The organism is Bradyrhizobium sp. RD5-C2 (genome assembly GCF_019972155.1).
Taxonomy (GTDB): domain Bacteria; phylum Pseudomonadota; class Alphaproteobacteria; order Rhizobiales; family Xanthobacteraceae; genus Bradyrhizobium.
The window spans coordinates 1-315 of sequence record NZ_BOVL01000070.1 but is presented as its reverse complement, the minus strand read 5'-3'; the positions used below and the strand labels follow the sequence as shown (position 1 = coordinate 315).

1 protein-coding gene is annotated in these 315 nt (G+C 59.7%); it reads left to right on the top strand.

Annotated elements, in window-relative coordinates; translation table 11 throughout:
- Positions 1-315: ATP dependent DNA ligase (locus tag BraRD5C2_RS39270; RefSeq protein ID WP_463671639.1), on the top strand; the 315-nt coding region annotated here is incomplete at both ends.

Here is a 315-nt window from a genome sequence, read left to right as displayed (position 1 = left end):
AAGACGGTTCAGCGCGAGAAATTCCCGATCGTCGGCTTCGTCAAGGACCCCACTGGCGTGGCAGCCCTTTACCTTGGCAAGCAGCAGGGGAAGGAGCTTGTCTACATGGGTAAGGTCGGCACCGGCTGGAATCGGACTACCTCGGCGCAGATCCGTAAAGCCCTGGATACCGTCGTCAGCCCGAAGGCCAAGCTCACAAAGCCGATGCGGAAACCGAAGGCAACCTGGGTCGAACCCAAGTTCTTTGCCGACGTCGAGTACCGCGACATCACGTCCGAAGGTCTACTTCGAGCCAGCTCGTTCAAGGGGCTGTCC